This is a genomic window from Cupriavidus metallidurans CH34 (assembly GCF_000196015.1).
GTDB classification, from domain to species: Bacteria; Pseudomonadota; Gammaproteobacteria; order Burkholderiales; family Burkholderiaceae; genus Cupriavidus; species Cupriavidus metallidurans.
The window spans coordinates 2,720,276-2,737,438 of record NC_007973.1; the positions used below are offsets into that span (position 1 = coordinate 2,720,276).

Consider the following 17,163-nt stretch of genomic DNA (forward strand, 5'->3'; position numbering starts at 1 on the left):
CCCCCGCGATACCCTTTCCCATGCGCGGGAAGAAAGGTCGGGTGAGAGGGCAGGCGTTTCATACGACGATACCGAAACGACGATACCGATCAGGCCAGCAGTCGGTTCACCCGCTGCACATAGGCAGCCGGATCGTCGAGCATGCCGCCCTCGGCCAGCAACGCCTGGTCGAACAGCACGCGCACGCGGTCGCCGAAGGCTTCGCCATCCGGCAGATCGCGCAGCTTCTTCACCAGCGCGTGCTCCGGATTCAGCTCCAGGATCGGCTGGGCATCGGGCGCCTTCTGGCCAGCCTGCTTCAGCAGACGCTGCAGGTAGCCGCTCATGTCGCCATCGTCGGACACCAGGCACGATGCCGAATCCGTCAGGCGCAGCGTCACGCGTACGTCCTTGGCCTTGCCTTCGAGCACGGACTTCGCGCGGTCGACCACTTCCTTCCAGTCGGCGCTGGCCTTCTCCTGCTCGGCCTTCTCGGCTTCGTCGGCCAGCGCGCCCAGGTCCAGGTCGCCACGGGCCACCGACACTAGTTGCTTGCCGTCGAATTCATGCAGGTAGGACAGCAGCCATTCGTCAACGCGGTCGGTCAACAGCACCACTTCGATGCCCTTCTTGCGGAACACCTCGAGGTGCGGGCTCGACTTCGCGGCCACCCAGGTATCGGCCGTGACGTAGTAGATCTTGTCCTGACCTTCCTTCATGCGGCCCACGTAGTCGACCAGCGAGACCGACTGTTCAGCCGTGTCGCCATGCGTGGTCGCGAAGCGCAGCAGCTTTGCGATGCGTTCGCCGTTGCCATGGTCTTCGCCAACGCCTTCCTTGAGCACCTGACCGAACTGTTCCCAGAAGGTCTTGTACTTGGCGCGTTCGGCTTCGTCTTCGCTATCGGCCATCGCTTCCAGCATCGACAGCACGCGCTTGGCGCAGCCCTCGCGGATCGCCTTCACATCGCGGCTCTCCTGCAGCAGTTCACGCGACACGTTCAGCGGCAGGTCCGCCGAATCGACCACGCCCTTGACCCAGCGTAGGTACGCCGGCAGGAGCTGGTCCGCGTCATCCATGATGAACACGCGCTTCACGTACAGCTTCAGGCCGGCCTTGTGATTACGGTCCCACAGGTCGAACGGCGCGCGCGCCGGGATGTACAGCAGCTGCGTGTACTCGCTGCGGCCTTCCACGCGATTGTGGGTCCAGGCCAGCGGCGCCTCGTGATCGTGCGCGATGTGCTGATAGAACGCCTGGTATTGCTCGTCCGTGATATCCGACTTGCTGCGAGTCCAGAGCGCGCTGGCCTGGTTCACGCTTTCCCACTCGCCCGTGACCTTCTGCTGCTGCGCCTCGGCATCCCATTCCTCCTTGGGCATCCGGATCGGCAGCGAAATGTGGTCCGAGTACTTGCGGATGATGTTCTGCAGGCGGTACGACGACAGGAAATCGTCCTCGCCCTCGCGCAGATGCAGCGTGATCGTGCTGCCGCGCTCGGCACGGTTGATCGCATCGATGCTGAACTCGCCGTCGCCGGCGCTTTCCCAGCGCACGGCCTCGTCGGCGGCAAGACCCGCGCGACGCGTTTCCACGGTGACCTTGTCGGCCACGATGAATGCCGAGTAGAAGCCCACGCCAAACTGGCCAATCAGCGCGGCGTCCTTCTGCTGGTCGCCGGAAAGCTGCTGGAAGAACTCCTTGGTGCCCGACCGCGCGATGGTGCCGAGATTGCGGATCGCCTCGTCACGGCTCATGCCGATGCCGTTGTCGGTGATCTTCAGGGTGCGGGCGGCGGGATCGGCTTCGATCCGGATCGCCAGGTCGGCATCGTTCTCGAGCAACGCGGGATTCGCGATCGCCTCGAAGCGCAGCTTGTCGGTGGCGTCGGAAGCATTCGATACCAGCTCGCGCAGGAAGATCTCCTTGTTGCTGTACAGCGAGTGGATCATCAGGTGCAGTAGCTGCTTCACTTCCGCCTGGAAGCTCATCGTTTCGTGCGGTGCGGTCATGGTTCTCCTCTTGAAAACGAAAACGGGCGCGTATTTGCCCTGGTCCGTGCGTCCGGACCGGGATCGATGCGTGTGGAAATAGGGATCGGCAGCCGGTTTTTCAAGCCCCGGCGTTGACGGGCAGGCCAGACAGGCCCGATTGGCCGGACAAGCGGTCCATCTGGCCGGCCAGGAACCGGAGCATGCCCGGATCGCTGCTGCTGGCCACGTTGAAGCGCGTCCACGTGGACGGCATCTGCGATGGCGAGAACAGGCTGCCCGGCGCGAACAGATAACCTTCCTCGTGCCCGGCCGTGGCGATCACGTTGGTGTCCACGCCGGTATCGGCCCACAGGTAGATACCCGCATGATTGCCCGGGAAGATGCGCAAACCCAACCGCTCGAGCTGCTCGCGTGTCTCGTCGCGCGCCCGGTCCAGCCGGCCGCGCACGCGCTCCACGTGCTTGCGGTAGTGCCCTTCCGTCAGCACCTTGTAGACCACGCGTTCGTTGACTTCGGGCGAGGCCATGCCGGTCACGAGCTTGCTGTCGGTCAAGGTCACGGCCAGGTCCGGACTGGCGGCGATAAAGCCCACGCGCAGGTTGGCGGCCAGCGTCTTGGAGAAGCTGCCCAGGTAGATCACGCGCTTGAGCTGGTCCAGGCTGGCCAGCCGGGTGGCGGCGTGGCCCGGAGGGCAGAGATCGCTGTAGATGTCATCCTCGACGATCGTGAAATCGTACTGTTCGGCCAGTTGCAGCAGCCGAAAAGCGCGGGCGGCGGACAGCGACGTCCCGGTCGGGTTGTGCAGCACGGAGTTGACCACCAGCAGCTTCGGCCGGTGGGCCTGGACGATCCGCTCCAGCGCCTCCACGTCGGGGCCCTCCACGGTATAGGGCACGCCGATCACGTTGGCGCCCTGCGTGGCGAAGCGGGCGAACATCACGAACCAGGCCGGGTCGCCTACCACCACCGTGTCGCCCGGCTGCAGGAACTGGCGCGCGATCAGGTCGAACGCCTGCGTGATGCCGGAAGTCATCACGATCTGGTCCGGCGTGACGCCGATCTCCAGCTCTTCGAGCCGCGTGCGCAGTTGCTGCCGCAGCGGCAGAAAACCCTGCGGCGTGCCGCTGACCAGGAAATGGCTGCCGGGCTGACGGCCCAGGCTGCGCAGCGCACCCGACAGGAGCTCCCCGTCCAGCCATTCGTTGGGCAGGAAGCCCCAGCCGGGCGCCTTGTGGCTCTCGGCCGAATGGAACATGCTGCGCAGCAGCCAGGTGACATCGACGTTGCGGATCGCGGGAGTGGCCGGTGGCGCCACGGTGGACGCGAGCGGCGTGCGCTCTCGGACGTAGAAGCCCGAGCCGCGGCGCGACTCGAGGTAGCCCAGCGCCACCAGCCGCTCATAGGCCTCCACCACGGTAAAACGCGAAATGCTCTTCTCGGTCGCCAACTGACGGATCGACGGCATACGCATGCCAGCCCGGAACACCCGTTCGTCGATACGCAGCCGCGCCCACTCGGTCAACTGCTCCACCAGCGTCATCTGGGCCGACGGAATCGGGTCCGGAAGCTGCTCGAGCCCCGTCGCCGGCATCACGAGCCGCAACGGCCGTGTGCCGCCTGCGGCACTGCCAAGATCCCCCCGGCTATCCTTCTGGCTACCTTCCATGTGGCGCTCCCGCAACTGTACTGAAGACGATCTGCTCAACTGTATCGGTACTGTACCGACGAGCTTGACTAACATCAACCGACCATGACACTTGCCATCGACCATCTCGTGATCGCCGCGCCCGACCTGGACTCAGGCGCCGAGTATGTGGCCAGCGCGCTCGGCGTCGCTCCACAAGGTGGCGGCACGCACCCGCGCATGGGCACGCACAACCGCGTGATGGGCCTCTACGGCGGCCTGTACCTCGAAGTCATCGCGATCGATCCGTCGGCGGCGGCACCTGATCGGCCACGCTGGTTCGGCCTGGATGGCGACCTGATGCGCCAGCGGCTGCGCGATGGCCCGTTCCTGGCGCACTGGGCGGCCCGCGTCGAGCGTCCGGCCGATCTGTCGCGCTGGCAGGCGCAGTACCCGGACCGGATCGCCCCGGTCATTCCCATGACGCGCGGCGACCTGCGCTGGCGCCTGACCGTGCCTGACGACGGCAGCCTGCCCGCCTGGACCGGCGAGGCGGCGAATGCGGGCGATGGCCTGTTTCCCACACTGATCCAGTGGGACGTGGCAAACCATCCGGCAGTCAGCCTGCCGGGCCACGACCTGGCGTTGCGCCGCCTGCACGGCCAGCATCCGCACGCGGAACTGTTGCGCCAAGGACTGGCGTGGATCGGCGCCACGGACCTGATCGAGATCGAACAAGGCGACGGCCCGCCTCTGCTGGCCGCCGACATCGAAACCCCAGCGGGCATCAAGACCCTGCGATAAACGACACACACCAAAGGAGCTCCCCCGATGCCCGCCACCACACAAAAGCGCTTCGACGACGACGCCTACCTGGACCACTGCCAGGCCACGGTGCTGGCCGTCAGCGAAGCCGGCATCGAACTCGACCAGACCGTCTGCTACGCGCGTAGCGGCGGACAAGCGGGCGACACCGGCACCCTGACCACCGCCGACGGCCGCATCGTCACACTGGCCGATACCGTTTACGCGGACGACCGCCAGCGCATCCTGCACGTCCCCGCCTCCGACGCCCCGGCGCTGCAGGCCGGCGACCGTGTCGAAGTGAAGATCGACTGGACCCGCCGCCACCGGCTGATGCGCCTGCATACGTGCCTGCATCTGCTCGGGTCGCTGATCCCGGTGCCGGTGACGGGCTGCGGCATCTCGCCTGACTCCGCGCGCATCGACTTCGACCTGCCCGAATCGACGCTCGACAAGGCCGTGCTGACCGAACAGCTCAACGCGCTGATCAACGCGAAGACGCCGGTCACCATCGACCGCATCACGCCCGAAGAACTGGCCGCCCAGCCCGACCTCGTGCGCACGATCGGCGCGGCGCCGCCGGCCGGCACATCGACGATCCGCATCATCGAGATTCCCGGCGTGGACCGTCAGCCCTGCGGCGGCACGCACGTGGCCAACACGGGCGAGATCGGCGCGGTGGCCGTGACCAAGATCGAGAAGAAAAGCCGCACGAACCGCCGCGTGGTCGTGAACTTCGCATAACAGCGCCCCCGAAACACAGAATATGGAAGCCTGGCTCACGGGGCTCTCGACAGCCCAGTTCCTTGCATTGGTCACGCTGCTCGCGGTGGGCGCCTTCACGCCCGGCCCGAACACGACGATCGCCGCCGTCACCGGCGCCAACTTCGGCCTGCGCGCAACGCTCCCGCATTGCGTCGGGGTGTCGTTCGGCTTCGCCAGCATCGTCGCGCTGTGCACCACCGGCGTCGGCGCGCTGATCCTGGCCAGCCCGATGCTGGCCACCGTGATTCACGTGGTGGGCGTGCTCTATCTGCTGTGGCTGGCGTATCGCATCGCGCGCAGCACGTCGCTGGCGGAAAAGACCGTGCTCAAGCCGATGAATGTCTGGCAATCGGCGGCACTGCAGTACGCCAACATCAAGGCATGGATGCTGGCGCTGGCGGTGGCCGCGTCGTACATGGCGGGCGCCCCCTCGCCGGGGCAGCGCGTGGTGCTGGTCAGCGCGATATTCGCGCTGTTCGGCTTCTTCAGCAATGGCGCCTATGGCGTGCTTGGCGCGTCGCTGCGGCGCTGGCTGATGGAAGGCAATCGCGTGCGCTGGTTCAACGGCGCGATGGGCCTGGCACTGGCGCTGACCGCCATCTGGATCGCCGTCGCAGGACAACCGCATTGAGCATCATGAAGGATCCGAATCACTCCCCTCACTCCGGCGGCATGCTGCTGGGCTTTATCGGCGTGGCGATCTTCAGCCAGACGCTGCCTTTCACGCGCATGGCCGTGGCCGAGCTCGATGCGACGTTCGTCGCGCTCGGGCGCGCCGTGATCGCCGCCGCGCTGGCGCTCGCGCTGCTGGCGATGCGCGGCGCCCTGGCATCGGGCCGGCGACCGCGCGGTGGCCAATGGCTCCGGCTGGCCGTGACCGCGCTGGGCGTGGTGGTCGGTTTCCCCGTGTTTTCGTCGCTGGCCATGCGCGAAGTGCCGTCCGGGCATGGCGCGATCGTGATCGGCCTGCTGCCGCTGGCCACCGCGGTGTTCGCCGCATGGTTCGGCAATGAACGGCCGTCGCTGGGCTTCTGGCTGTCCGCCTTGGCTGGCAGCGCGCTCGTGGTGGCCTTCGCCCTGTGGCAAGGCGCGGGCGGGCTGCAACATGCCGACTGGTACCTGTTCCTGGCGGTGGTGCTCGGCGCGCTCGGTTATGCCGAAGGCGGCAAGCTCTCACGCGAACTGGGCGGGCTGGAGACGATCAGCTGGGCGCTGGTGGTCTCGCTGCCCGTGCTGGCGCCCGTGGTGGCCTGGCTGGGGCTGGAACATGCCGCATCCATCGCCGCCGCGTCGCCCCGCGCGTGGCTGGGCATGGCCTATGTGTCGGTGTTCTCGATGTTCATCGGCTTCCTGTTCTGGTACGCCGGACTCGCAAAAGGCGGCGTGGCGCGCGTAGGCCAGATACAATTGCTCCAGCCGTTCCTCACGCTGGCGGGCGGCGCGCTGATCCTGGCCGAGCCCCTCGATGCCGCCACCGTCGCTTTCGCAGTGGCGGTGATCGCCGTGGTGGCCCTTGGCCGACGCGCCGCAGTGCGCAACACCGCACCCGCCATGCCATTGGCATCCGCCGCCGAGGAGGCGCCCCCTATCCTTCCAGGACGACTTCACTGACAGGAGACATGCATGTCCGTCTATGACACCCTTGCCCGTCTGGGCGTGGAACTGCCCTCGGCCGGCGCCCCCGCCGCTGCCTATGTCATGGCAGCGACCACCGGCAACACCGTATTCCTGTCCGGCCATATCGCCAGGAAGGATGGCAAGCCTTGGGCTGGCAAGCTCGGCAAGGATATCGACACCGAATCCGGCAAGCAGGCCGCGCGCGCGATCGCCATCGACCTGCTGGCCACGCTGCACGCCCATATCGGCGACCTGAACCGCGTCAAGCGCATCGTCAAGGTGATGAGCCTGGTTAACTCGACGCCTGAGTTCACTGAACAGCATCTGGTCACCAACGGCTGCTCGGAGTTTCTGGCCGAGGTGTTCGGCGAGAAAGGCAAGCACGCACGCAGCGCGTTCGGCGTGGCGCAGATTCCGCTGGGCGCCTGCGTCGAGATCGAAATGATCGTCGAGATCTGACGTCGTCGGAAACCACGCAACACAGATAATGCCGCGCCGCCTCTTGCGGAGGCCGGCGCATTGAATTCCCCCACCACGAGACCAATCATGAAATGGGCCATCTCCCGCCGGGCGCAGCAACTGACCAGCTCGGCCATCCGTGAAATCCTGAAAGTCACCGAGCGTCCGGAAGTGATTTCGTTCGCCGGCGGCCTGCCCTCGCCGGCTTCGTTCCCGGTAGCGGCCATGGAAGCGGCGGTGGCCCGTGTATTCGCCGACAACCCGCAAAGCGCGCTGCAGTACGCGGCCACAGAAGGCTTCATGCCGCTGCGCGAGTTCGTGGCCAAGCGCTACAACGTCGATGTGGAACGCGTGATGATCACCACGGGTTCGCAACAGGCGCTGGACCTGATCGCCAAGGTGATGATCGACCCGGGCAGCCCGGTGTTGGTGGAAACGCCGAGCTACCTGGGCGCGCTGCAGGCGTTCTCGCTGTTCGAGCCGGAATTCGTGTCGATCCCGTCCGACGAAAAGGGCCTGATCCCCGAGGCGCTGACGCCCGAGCTGACCGCCGGCGCACGCTTCCTGTACGCCCTGCCGAACTTCCAGAACCCCACCGGCCGCCGCCTGCCGCTGGAGCGCCGCCAGGAACTGGTCAAGCGCGCCAAGGAACTCGGCGTGCTGCTGGTCGAGGACGATCCGTACGGCGAACTGAGCTACTCGGGCAACCAGTTGCCGTCGCTGCTGTCGATGAACCCGGACGGCGTGATCTACATGGGCTCGTTCTCGAAGATCCTGGCGCCCGGTATGCGCCTGGGTTTCGTCATCGCCCCGCCCGACCTGCATTTCAAGCTATGCCAGGCCAAGCAGGCCTCGGACCTGCACACGCCGACGTTCACACAGCGCATCGCCTATGAAACGATCAAGGACGGCCTGCTCGAACAGCACATCCCGACCATTCGCGAGCTCTACGGCAAGCAATGCGCGTTCATGCTGGACGCGCTGAAGCGCCACATGCCGGCCGGCGTGACATGGAACGCGCCCGAGGGCGGCATGTTCATCTGGGTGGAGCTGCCTGAGGGTCTGGACAGCATGAAGATCCTGGAAGAAGCCGTGCGCCGCAACGTGGCCTACGTGCCAGGCGCGCCGTTCTACGCGGGCAGCCCGCGCAAGAACACGCTGCGCCTGGCATTCGTGACCGTTTCGGCCGAGCGCATCGAGCAGGGCGTGTCGATCCTGGGCGAGGTGTTCCGCGAAGCGATCGCGCAAGCCGCGCCGCAGGCACGGGCGGCCTGAGCCGGCACGCTACAACCAACCCGAGGAGCCATCGAACATGCTTCGCATCTGGGGCAGGCTGTCGTCAATCAATGTCCAGAAGGTGGTCTGGTGCGCGCGCGAGCTGCATCTGGACCACGAGCGCATCGACATCGGCAATCAGAAGGGCGAGCTCGATACCGAGGCGTACGTGCGTCTCAACCCGAACCGCCTGATTCCGGTGATCGAGGATTTCCGCGACACCGACGTGGCCGGCGAGCCGTTCGTGCTGTGGGAGTCGAACGCGATCGTGCGCTACCTGTGCGCGCGCTATGGCGAGGACACGCTGTGGCCTTCGGACGTCAAGGCGCGCGCCTCGGCAGACCGCTGGATGGACTGGCAGACCACGACGTTCAGCCCGGCGATGGTCCAGGCGTTCCTGCAACTGGTTCGTACACCGGCGGACAAGCGTGACGAGGCCGTCATCGAGAAATCGTGCGAGCGCACCGAGCCGCTGGCGAAGATGCTCGACGACGCGCTGGAAGGCCGCGAGTTCATCGGTGGCGATCGCTTCACGATGGCCGACGTCTCGCTGGCCTGCGCGGCGCACCGCTGGATGGGCATGCCAAAGGCCCACACGGCCCGGCCTAACCTCGAGCGCTGGCTCGCGGCCATGCGGGCGCGTCCGGCGGCCACTGGCATCCTCGAACTGCCGCTGAAGTAATTCGTTGTATCGCGGTCACCGTCGCCCAGCCGGCCGGTGACCGCCTCCTCTCCCTCCCCCTGCCTGTGCGGAACAAGTCACTACGCCAGCCCGCGTTTTCAGTGACCACGGCGTTGGTTTTACGCCCTTCCCTCCACATCCCCTATTTCGAACACTCGTATTAAGGAGTAGTCTCGCGCGAGAGTGTGAGGTGCTTCAGCCTGCCCCCGAGCAAACCCTGATCCCTGAATCCGGCTCATCATTCCGATGATCCGATTTAAGGCAGGCGGCCCGGAACCCATCCTTACAATCCCCCTTCTGTCCACTTTGGGGCGCTATCAAAATGAAGCGGAGCGGTTCTGGCCAAACGTACGGCGGCAGACTGTAGAAGTAGTACGGCAAGGCCGTGCAACGACGCCGGACTCATTTTGATAGCGCCTCCCAGGGGCGCTATCGTCGCTTGAACGGGCATTTGCATTCCGGCAGCCCAGGCCCGTCAGAGGCAAGCTGTCGTTTCATTCCAGAGGAGGATTCAATCGTGTGGAGTCAAGTGTATGACCCGCTCGGCAGTATGGCGTTGTCCACTATTGCCGCCGCGGTTCCGGTTGTCGTGCTGCTCGCAGCGCTGGCGTTCTTTCACATGCAGGCCCACCTGGCGGCCGGGCTGGCGCTGGTCGTCGGCGTCGTCGTGGCGTCATTCGTGTTCGGAATGCCTCCGGAAATGGCTGGCAAAGCCGCCGGGCTCGGCATCATCTCCGGCTTGTTCCCGATTGGCTGGATCGTCCTCAACATCATCTTCCTGCACCGGCTGACCACGATAAACGGGTCATTCAAGGTGTTGCAGAACTCGATCTCGGGCGTCACCGAAGATCGCCGCCTGCAGCTCCTGCTGGTGGCATTCAGCTTTGGCGCGTTCTTCGAAGGCGCGGCCGGCTTCGGCACGCCCGTGGCCGTGACCGGCGCCATCCTGATCGGCCTGGGCTTCTCACCGCTGGCCGCATCGGGCCTGGCGCTGATCGCCAACACCGCGCCGGTGGCATTCGGCGCGCTCGGCGCGCCGATCATCGGCCTGTCCTCGGTGACCGGCATCGACCAGGTGCAACTCTCCGCGATGATCGGCCGCCAGTTGCCGTTCTTCTCGGTGCTGGTGCCGTTCTGGCTGATCTGGGCGTTCGCGGGCTTCCGCGGCATGCTGGCGATCTGGCCGGCGATCCTGGTGGCCGGCGTCAGCTTCGCGGTGCCGCAGTTCCTGGTGTCGAACTTCCACGGCCCGTGGCTGGTGGACGTGATTTCGGCGCTGGTCTCGATGGGCTGCCTGACCGCCTTCCTGAAAATCTGGCATCCGAAGGAAATCTGGACCTCGACGCGCATCCTGGGCCGTCACGACGATTCCAAGGTCGACAATGCCGAAGCCCTCGAAGCCGATGCCAAGGCCAACGCCGCATCGGCCAACATCTCGGTGATCAAGGCGTGGATGCCGTGGGTGATCCTGACCGTCTTCGTGTTCGTCTGGGGCATCCCCGAGTTCAAGAAGCTGATGGACGGCGTCTGGCAATGGAAGTTCGCCATCCCGGGTCTGGACAAGGCGGTGCTCAAGGGCCCGCCCGTGGTGGCGAAGCAAATCGCCGAGCCGGCCGTGTTCGCGTTCAACGTGCTGTCGATGGCGGGTACCGGCATTCTGGTGTCGGCCCTCGTTGGCGGCCTGCTGATGGGCTATTCGATCCCGCGCCTGATCAAGGAGTACTTCGAGACGATCAAGCTCGTGCGCTACTCGCTGTTGACGATCTGCGCGATGTTCGGCATCGGCTACCTGACCCGCTACTCGGGGCTGGACGCCACGCTGGGTCTGGCTTTCGCGCAGACCGGCGTGCTCTACCCGCTGTTCGGCACGATGCTGGGCTGGCTGGGTGTGGCGCTCACCGGTTCGGACACCGCATCGAACGTGCTGTTCGGCGGCCTGCAGAAGACCACGGCGGAACAGCTTGGCCTGTCTCCGACCCTGATGGCCGCGGCCAACAGCTCGGGCGGCGTGATGGGCAAGATGATCGATGCACAGTCGATCGTGGTGGCTTCCACCGCCACCAAGTGGTATGGCCACGAAGGCGAGATTCTGCGCTACGTGTTCTTCCACTCGATCGCGCTGGCGCTGATGGTCGGTATCTTCGTGACGCTGCAGGCGTACGTGCATCCGTTCACGCTGATGGTGATCCACTGATCCACCAGCCATCATCCGCTGCAGTCTTCAAGCCCCGCCCTCGAGCGGGGCTTTTTCATGGGCGTATCATGATCGGCTCACCCGGCAGACATGACGAGGATCGCCCCCCATGCTGATGCGCCGTCTGGAAAGACTGATCGACCCGTTCCGCGGCCTGCCCGACAGCCAGCCGCCGGAAAGCGTGTGGCGCTTCTATGCCCATTTCCTGCGCGAAGTCCGCGGCGTCTTCGCGGCGTTGCTGATCGTCGGCCTGATCGGCGCGCTGGTCGAGGTGGCGCTCTTCAGCTTTCTCGGCCGGCTGGTCGATCTGGCGCGCGAGACGCCAGACGGGTCGTTCTTCGCACGCCACCAGAACGAACTGCTGTGGATGGCGTTCGTCGCGCTGATCCTGCGCCCGCTGATGATCGGGGCCCACGACGTGCTCGTGCACCAGGTGATCAACCCGAGCCTGGCCAACATGATCCGTTGGCAGAACCACCGCTACGTGCTCAAGCAGAGCCTGTCGTTCTTCCAGAACGACTTCGCCGGCCGCATCGCGCAACGGATCATGCAGACCGGCTACTCGCTGCGCGACTCGGCCGTGCAGGCCGTGGATGCGCTCTGGCACGTGATCGTCTACGCGGTCAGTTCGCTGGCGCTGTTCGCCGAGGCCGACTGGCGGCTGACAATTCCGCTGCTCATCTGGATCGTCGGGTATATCGCCGCGCTGGCGTGGTTCACGCCCCGGGTCAAGCAACGCTCCGTGGTGGCCACCGACGCGCGCTCGCGCCTGATGGGCCGCATCGTCGACGGCTATACGAACATCACCACGCTCAAGCTGTTCGCCCACTCGCAGCATGAGGAGACCTACGCGCGCGATGCGATGGCCGACCAGACCGACAAGGTCCGACAGGCTGGCCGGATGGTCAGCGCGATGGACGTCACGGTGACCACGCTGAACGGCCTGCTGATCGCTGGCACCACGGGCATCGCGCTGTGGCTGTGGAACCAGGGGCTGGTCACCACGGGCGCCATTGCGTTGTCCACGGGGCTGGTCATCCGGATCAACAACATGTCCGGCTGGATCATGTGGGTGGTCAACGGCATCTTCGAGAACGTGGGCCAGGTGCAGGACGGCATGAAGACCATCGCCGTGCCGCGTCGCGTGCTCGACCGGCCCGATGCGCAGCCGCTCGACATCCGCCAGGGCGAGGTCAGGTTCGACCATGTCGGCTTCCACTATGGCAAGGGCAGCGGCGTCATCGACAACGTGAACCTCGTGGTGCGGCCTGGCGAGAAGATCGGACTGGTCGGGCCGTCGGGCGCGGGCAAGTCGACGCTCGTCAACCTGCTGCTACGGCTCTACGACGTGGAGACCGGCCACATCCTGATCGACGGCCAGGACATTGCTGGCGTGACGCAGGAGAGCCTGCGCGCGCAGATCGGCATGGTCACGCAGGACACATCACTGCTACACCGCTCGATTCGCGACAACCTGCGCTACGGCAAGCCCGACAGCACGGAGGCCGAGTTGCACGAGGCTCTGCGTCAGGCCCGCGCCGACGACTTCATGGACCTGCTGGTCGACTCGCACGGCAATCACGGGCTGGATGCGCTGGTCGGGGAGCGCGGCGTGAAGCTCTCGGGCGGGCAGCGGCAGCGCATCGCCATCGCGCGGGTGCTGCTGAAAAACGCACCGATCCTGATCCTCGATGAAGCAACGTCCGCGCTGGACTCGGAAGTGGAATCCGCGATTCAGGAAAGCCTGGAGGCGCTGATGCATGGCAAGACCGTAATCGCCATCGCGCACCGGCTATCGACGATTGCCCGAATGGATCGTCTGGTAGTACTCGACGGCGGCCGCATCGTCGAAAGCGGCACGCACGCCGAATTGCTGGCGGATGGTGGACTGTATGCGCGGCTTTGGGCGCACCAGACCGGGGGCTTCGTCGGCGTCGATTGATCCCGCCGTCAGACGAGCCCCAGAAGCCCTGCCCCGGCGCCAAGCGCCACCAGGGCCAGCGGGTGCACCTTCGTCTTCAGCATCAGCCCCACCGTCACCAGCGTCACGAGCACGGCCGTCCAGCTATGGTCCACGCTGCCGGCCAGCACCCAACCCGTGGACATAAGCAGGCCGATGGTCAATGCAGACAGGCCGCGTCGGATCAGGCCGGGCCATACCGCGTGCGGCGAACGACCCGCGAAGTATTCGAAGCCGAGCGCGATGACGCTCGACGGCCCGCAGATGCCGGCCATCGACGCGAACGCGCCGGCCGGCCCGGCCACCTGCCAGCCGAATAGCGCCACGAACAGAATGTTGGGTCCGGGAGACGCCTGCGAGATGGCATAGAGCGCGGCAAACTGCTCATCGCTCATCCAGCCATTCGCTTCGACCAGGAAGCGATGCATGTCGGGAATCACGGATCCGCCGCCACCGACAGCCAGCAACGAGAGCATGCCGAAGTGGCCAAGCAGGCTGCGCAGGATCTCGGGCGACGTCATGCGCCCCCCTTGCGCATCGCGCGGTATTCGAGCACCAGCGCAACGGGCACCAGCACGGCCATCACCGGCAACAGCGGCCAGCGCAGCAGGCCGATCGCAACGAACGCGGCAACCCCGACGGCAATCGCGCGCACGGTGCGCGGCTGGCTCTGCGCCAGCTTCACGCCCGTCGACAGCACCAGCCCCGCCGCCACCGCGGTCATGCCCGCCAGCATCTGCCGCACGGCGGTCACATCCTGGAAGCGCAGGTACAGGCCCATCGCGCAGAGCACCACGACCAGCGGCATCAGCACCAGTCCGGCGAATGCGGCCAACGCGCCGCGCAGTCCGGCGAAGCGCAACCCAAGCATCAACGCCAGGTTGATCACGTTCGGCCCCGGCAGCACCTGCCCGAGGCTCAGGATCTCGACGAAATCGCGGTCATTGAGCCAGCGGTTGCGTTCGACGACGGACCGTCGCACGAATGGCAGCACGCCGCCAAACCCTGACAGCCCCATGCGAGCAAATTCGATGAACAACGTACGGGGCGTGGGAGCCGGCGCAAGCTCGGACTCAACGGGAATCGGCGTGGAGGACATGGTCGTGATGATCTTCTTATGCCCGCGCACTGGAGGAATTGGGGGCAGCCGACATGGTACGGCAATCCCGCACGGCGGCACGCACGCGGGGTCATCACGGATTGGAAAGAGGGGGTCTCGATTGGCGATGCCGCAGGATGGGAGTGATGCGTGCAGTGTCGCGGATTATGCGACTTGCCCTGTCCCGCGGGGCCGGAGAGGTGAGAGCCCCGACAGCAACTCACATGCCGAGGGTTCGCTCCCCTCTCCCGCCCAGCAGGAGAAGGGCCGGATCAGAGAATCAGAGGACCAGCGCCGGAATCACCGACGCCGTTCCCCTTTACTCCCCAACCTTTACCGGCTCGATCTTCACTTCCTTGAGGCGCGGCTCGATCGCCTTGCCTTTGCGGGCGCGCTTGCCCACGTAAGGGATCAGCGTCTTGCCGGCCAGCTTCTGCGGCGGCACCTTGCCGCCACGAACGCCGATGCCGGAGATCATCAGGCCCGGCGCGCCCACGGCCACCGCCTGCATCAGCGTTTCCTTCGGTTCCAGCTCCATCAGGATCACGCCGCGGCCACCGGCCGACAGCACCTTGACCTCGTCCAGCCCCGCCAGCAGCAGGCGGCCATTGGCCGAGAAGCAGGCCACATGCGTGCACTCCTCACCAATCGGCGTCGGGGCCAGCAGCGTGTCACCCTCGTCCAGCGTCACGAAGGCCTTGCCTGCCTTCTGGCGGCCGATCATGTCGCCAACCTTGGTCACAAAGCCATTGCCACCCGCCGTGGCGATCAGCATCCGTTGCTCGGCGGCACCGGCGAACGTATGCGCGATCTGCGTGCCGGCGGCCAGGTCGATCAGCGTCGTCACAGGCACGCCATCGCCTCGCCCGCCCGGCAGGCCCGACACGGCCACCGAGTACACGCGGCCATTGCTGCCGAAAGCCAGCAACGTGTCGATGGTGCGGCATTCGAAGGTGCCGTAGAGGTTGTCGCCCGCCTTGAACGTGAACTGCGACGCATCGTGGCCGTGGCCCTGGCGCGTGCGCACCCAGCCCTTGCCCGACACGATGACCGTCACCGGCTCGTCGATCACCTTCACCTCGGCGGCGGCGCGGCTGGCCTCCTGGATCAGCGTGCGGCGCGGATCCTTGTCTTCCGGGCTGTACTGCTTCGCGTCCTGCTCGATTTCCTTGATGATGCGACGGCGCATCATCGTCTCGGACTTCAGCAGCACGTCCAGTTCGGCCTGCTCGTCGCGCAGCTTCGCCAGTTCCTGTTCGATCTTGATCGCTTCCAGGCGCGCCAGCTGGCGCAGGCGGATTTCCAGGATGTCCTCTGCCTGGCGGTCGCTCAGGCGGAACGCCTCGATCAGCGCGGGCTTCGGCTCGTCGCTTTCGCGGATGATGCGGATCACCTCGTCGATGTTCAGCAGCACCAGCATCCGGCCTTCCAGGATGTGGATGCGGTCCTCTACCTTGGTCAGCTGGAAGCGCGTGCGGCGCGTCACCGTGGCAAAGCGGAACTCGATCCACTCGCGCAGGATTTCCTGCAGCCCCTTCTGACGCGGACGGCCATCGGTGCCGATCATCACCAGGTTGATCGGCGCACCCGATTCCAGGCTCGTATGCGCGAGCAGCGTCTGGATGAAGTCCTGCTGCTCGGTGTTCTTGCTCTTGGGCTCGAACACCAGGCGAACCGGCGCATCCTTGCCCGACTCGTCGCGCACCGCGTCGAGCACGGACAGCATCGTCGTCTTGAGCTGGGTCTGCTCGGGCGTCAGCGCCTTCTTGCCGGTGCGGATCTTCGGGTTGGTGATTTCCTCGATTTCCTCGAGCACCTTCTGCGCCGACGTGCCCGGCGGCAGTTCGGTCACCACCATCTGCCACTGGCCCCGCGCCATTTCCTCGATGGTCCAGCGCGCGCGCACCTTCAGGCTGCCACGGCCGCTTTCGTAGATCTGGGCGATCTCCGACGCCGGCGAAATGATCTGGCCGCCGCCCGGGTAGTCCGGCCCCGGCATCAGGGCCAGCAGGTCCGCTAGCGAGATATTCGGGTTGCGGATCATCGCCACCGTGGCACCTGCCACTTCGCGCAGATTGTGCGGCGGAATTTCCGTGGCCATACCCACCGCGATGCCCGATGCGCCGTTCAGCAGCACGAACGGCAGTCGCGCGGGCAACAGCTTCGGCTCTTCTTCCGAACCGTCGTAGTTCGGCAGGAAGTCCACCGTGCCCATGTCGATCTCATCGAGCAGCAGGCGCGAGATCGGCGTCAGGCGGGCTTCCGTGTAACGCATGGCCGCCGCGCCATCGCCATCGCGCGAGCCGAAGTTGCCCTGGCCGTCGATCAGCGGATAGCGCAGCGAGAAGTCCTGCGCCAGGCGCACCAGGGCGTCATAGGCGGACTGGTCGCCGTGCGGGTGGAATTTACCGAGCACCTCGCCGACCACACGGGCCGACTTCACGGGCTTGGCATCGGCACGCAGGCCCATCGCCTGCATGGCGAAGAGGATGCGGCGCTGCACGGGCTTCTGGCCGTCGGCCACTTCGGGCAGCGCGCGGCCCTTGACCACGCTCACGGCGTAGTCGAGATAGGCGCGCTCGGCGTAGCGAGCAAGCGTCAGCGAATCGGCAGGCTCGTCGGCCTGAAACGTAATGTCTGGTTGATCCATGTTTGGCAAGATTTCGGCCCGGCAGGCACCTGCGCGCCCGGCAGCCGGCTGTTGCAGTCAG

General features: G+C 65.9%; 14 protein-coding genes. 9 read left to right on the forward strand and 5 right to left on the reverse strand.

What is annotated here, in order from left to right; translation table 11 throughout:
- Nucleotides 1-89: 89 nt before the first annotated feature.
- Nucleotides 90-1,991 (reverse strand): molecular chaperone HtpG, encoded by a 1,902-nt coding sequence (gene htpG / locus RMET_RS12565; protein ID WP_008648084.1) that lies wholly within the window; start codon nucleotides 1,989-1,991, stop codon nucleotides 90-92.
- A gap of 100 nt (nucleotides 1,992-2,091) precedes the next feature.
- Nucleotides 2,092-3,639 carry an aminotransferase-like domain-containing protein gene (locus tag RMET_RS12570; protein ID WP_011517084.1) on the reverse strand — a complete coding sequence of 516 codons (1,548 nt, stop codon included), beginning with the start codon at nucleotides 3,637-3,639 and terminating at the stop codon, nucleotides 2,092-2,094.
- 84 nt (nucleotides 3,640-3,723) lie between these two features.
- Between RMET_RS12570 and RMET_RS12575 the strand changes: the two genes are divergently transcribed.
- The 9 genes from RMET_RS12575 (at nucleotide 3,724) to RMET_RS12615 (ending at nucleotide 13,335) form a co-directional block, all read left to right on the forward strand.
- Complete coding sequence (locus tag RMET_RS12575) at nucleotides 3,724-4,401, forward strand: VOC family protein (protein ID WP_008648089.1); 678 nt, start codon at nucleotides 3,724-3,726, stop codon at nucleotides 4,399-4,401.
- A gap of 27 nt (nucleotides 4,402-4,428) precedes the next feature.
- Nucleotides 4,429-5,145: an alanyl-tRNA editing protein gene (locus tag RMET_RS12580; RefSeq protein WP_011517085.1), complete on the forward strand. Its 717-nt coding sequence runs from the start codon at nucleotides 4,429-4,431 to the stop codon at nucleotides 5,143-5,145.
- Between the two features lie 22 nt (nucleotides 5,146-5,167).
- Nucleotides 5,168-5,797 (forward strand): LysE family translocator, encoded by a 630-nt coding sequence (locus RMET_RS12585; RefSeq protein WP_011517086.1) that lies wholly within the window; start codon nucleotides 5,168-5,170, stop codon nucleotides 5,795-5,797.
- 5 nt (nucleotides 5,798-5,802) lie between these two features.
- On the forward strand, nucleotides 5,803-6,777 hold the full coding sequence (locus RMET_RS12590; RefSeq protein ID WP_041240544.1) for a DMT family transporter: 975 nt from the start codon (nucleotides 5,803-5,805) through the stop codon (nucleotides 6,775-6,777).
- A gap of 12 nt (nucleotides 6,778-6,789) precedes the next feature.
- On the forward strand, nucleotides 6,790-7,242 hold the full coding sequence (locus RMET_RS12595; protein ID WP_008649984.1) for a RidA family protein: 453 nt from the start codon (nucleotides 6,790-6,792) through the stop codon (nucleotides 7,240-7,242).
- A gap of 87 nt (nucleotides 7,243-7,329) precedes the next feature.
- Nucleotides 7,330-8,517 (forward strand): aminotransferase-like domain-containing protein, encoded by a 1,188-nt coding sequence (locus RMET_RS12600; RefSeq protein WP_029307362.1) that lies wholly within the window; start codon nucleotides 7,330-7,332, stop codon nucleotides 8,515-8,517.
- A gap of 37 nt (nucleotides 8,518-8,554) precedes the next feature.
- Nucleotides 8,555-9,199, forward strand: coding sequence for a glutathione S-transferase family protein (locus tag RMET_RS12605; RefSeq protein WP_011517089.1), 645 nt, complete (start codon nucleotides 8,555-8,557; stop codon nucleotides 9,197-9,199).
- 517 nt (nucleotides 9,200-9,716) lie between these two features.
- A complete protein-coding gene (locus RMET_RS12610) occupies nucleotides 9,717-11,393 on the forward strand; it encodes an L-lactate permease (RefSeq protein WP_011517091.1) in 1,677 nt (558 codons plus the stop codon).
- Between the two features lie 109 nt (nucleotides 11,394-11,502).
- Complete coding sequence (locus RMET_RS12615) at nucleotides 11,503-13,335, forward strand: ABC transporter ATP-binding protein (RefSeq protein WP_011517092.1); 1,833 nt, start codon at nucleotides 11,503-11,505, stop codon at nucleotides 13,333-13,335.
- 8 nt (nucleotides 13,336-13,343) lie between these two features.
- Here RMET_RS12615 and RMET_RS12620 read toward each other — a convergent pair whose 3' ends face one another.
- The 3 genes from RMET_RS12620 to parC form a co-directional block, all read right to left on the reverse strand.
- On the reverse strand, nucleotides 13,344-13,874 hold the full coding sequence (locus RMET_RS12620; RefSeq protein WP_011517093.1) for a chromate transporter: 531 nt from the start codon (nucleotides 13,872-13,874) through the stop codon (nucleotides 13,344-13,346).
- Entirely contained in the window at nucleotides 13,871-14,452 is a 582-nt protein-coding gene (locus RMET_RS12625) for a chromate transporter (RefSeq protein WP_011517094.1), read from the reverse strand. Before RMET_RS12625 ends, RMET_RS12620 begins: the two co-directional genes overlap by 4 nt.
- Before the next feature lie 319 nt (nucleotides 14,453-14,771).
- Nucleotides 14,772-17,102 carry a DNA topoisomerase IV subunit A gene (gene parC, locus RMET_RS12630; RefSeq protein ID WP_011517095.1) on the reverse strand — a complete coding sequence of 777 codons (2,331 nt, stop codon included), beginning with the start codon at nucleotides 17,100-17,102 and terminating at the stop codon, nucleotides 14,772-14,774.
- Nucleotides 17,103-17,163: the final 61 nt, after the last annotated feature.